Source organism: Planktosalinus sp. (genome assembly GCF_059864935.1).
In genome coordinates this window covers 1-1,908 of the sequence record NZ_JCBCCK010000345.1, presented here as the reverse complement: position 1 = coordinate 1,908, position 1,908 = coordinate 1, and the positions used below count along the sequence as shown (strand labels likewise).

The following is a 1,908-nucleotide window of genomic DNA, read 5'->3' as shown; positions in this document are numbered from 1 at the left end:
CCGGCATTTGTAGAAATTATCATCACATAATTTACTCCGGTTTCCACTTCACCAATAGTCAGGCGTTTGGGGTTTTCAGTATAAAACTCTGATGCGGCAATGAATTCGTAAAAAATGCCCGCCTTTAAAAGAAGCAACATGCCCTTTTCATTCTGTTTGTCCTGATAAGCAAAAAAGCCTTCTGAAGCAGGGAAGAGCTCAATGCTGTCCACTTTTCTGCCGATAAGGTTTTCAAATTTTGCGCGATAAGGTTCATAATTGACGCCTCCGTAAATAAAAAGATTAAAATTCGGAAAAAGGTCTCCTATTTTCTTTCCGGTTTTTTGTTGCAGGCGTTCAAAATACATTTGCACCCAGGAAGGTATCCCGCTGATAACGGTCATGTTTTTTTTATAGGTTTCTTCAACTATAGCGTCAACTTTGGTTTCCCAGTCATCTATGCAGTTGGTTTCCCAGCTTGGCAAGCGGTTTCTCTGGAGGTAGCCGGGCACATAGTGAGCTGCAATTCCTGAAAGACGTCCCAGTTTAATTCCGTTTTTTTCTTCCATCTCGGGGCTACCTTGAAGGAAAATCATCTTTCCGTCAACAAATTTTGCATTTCCCGTTTCTGCGATATACATTAAAATGGAGTTGCGAGCAGCCTCAATGTGAAAGGGCATCGATTCTTTGGTAAGCGGGATATATTTTGCGCCAGAAGTCGTTCCTGAGGTCTTGGCAAAATAGAGCGGTTTACCGGGCCATAAAATATCTTTTTCGCCTTTTACCACAAGATCAACATAGTTTCTTAAATCCTCATAATCCCTTATGGGAACACGTTTCTGATAATCGCCGTAAGTATTGATGTTTTGAAAATCATGGTCTTTGCCAAACGAAGTGTTTTTTGCTTTTTGAATCAGCTCATTAAACACCTTAAGCTGCACTTCTTTAGGTTTGGAAGCCCATTTATAGGTTTTGCTGTGAATATGTCTTGCAAAGAGTTTGGCTGCAAATGATTTTAAAGACATAGGGTTGATGTTGGCAATGTTTCATTGAATTTATTCAAAATCGATAAAATTGGTTGGGTTAATCGGGTAACCGTTACTCCATAGTTCAAAATGAAGGTGAGTGCCCGTTGATAAGTCTCCGGTAGATCCGGCTGTTGCAATGACTTCTCCTGATTTTACCAAATCACCTTGCTGCTTAATGAGTTTTGAATTGTGCTTATATACTGAAATCAGGTTGTTTTGATGTTCAATAATGGCAACATACCCGGTTTGGGCTGTCCATTCGGCAAAGATAACCGTTCCGGAAGCGGCAGCTTTTACTGGGGTATTTTCGGCTACCACAACATCAACAGCATAGTGTCTGTTTTTTAAGTCATACGGTTCGGAAATATTTCCGGTTACGGGTGGAAACAGTACACTTGTAATCATATTGGCCGAGGATTCAAAGATATTGTATTTGTCTTCCTGAGCCACTCTTTCGCGGAGTAAAGAATCCTTTCGCGAAGGCGCTAAATTTATATTTTCCATATCCAGCCTCACTGCATTCATGATCGAGTCACGATTGACTTGCTCCAATTGAATATTTCCCGTAAGCACCTGTTTTATTGATGCAAGGTATTGCTCATTTAGATATAGAACACGCTGTATAGAATCTGTTCTGTATGCAAGATCTACTGCCTCTTGCTTTAACTGAGTAGATGAATAACCGGGTATGTATTCCCTTAATGGGGTAAATGCAATGATTACAGTTGTTATTCCAACGAGAAGCATTGCCGAAAGCATCGAAAAAACAAACACATTCAGACGGTTGAGTTTAAACGAAACTTTCTCTTCAAAGGTGTCTTCGTTTAAAATGACCAGCCTGTACTTGTGAAGCAGCTTTTTGACAATTCTTTTTCTCTTTTTTTCTTCAGCCATTGTCTAA

At 40.0% G+C, this 1,908-nt stretch carries 2 protein-coding genes; both read right to left on the bottom strand.

Annotated features, from left to right (window positions below):
* On the bottom strand, positions 1-1,004 hold a 1,004-nt coding region (locus AC6F75_RS11000; RefSeq protein WP_500715067.1), incomplete at its 3' end, for a GH3 family acyl-acid amido synthetase.
* 30 nt (positions 1,005-1,034) lie between these two features.
* Positions 1,035-1,901 (bottom strand): peptidoglycan DD-metalloendopeptidase family protein, encoded by an 867-nt coding sequence (locus tag AC6F75_RS10995; protein WP_500715066.1) that lies wholly within the window; start codon positions 1,899-1,901, stop codon positions 1,035-1,037.
* Positions 1,902-1,908: the final 7 nt, after the last annotated feature.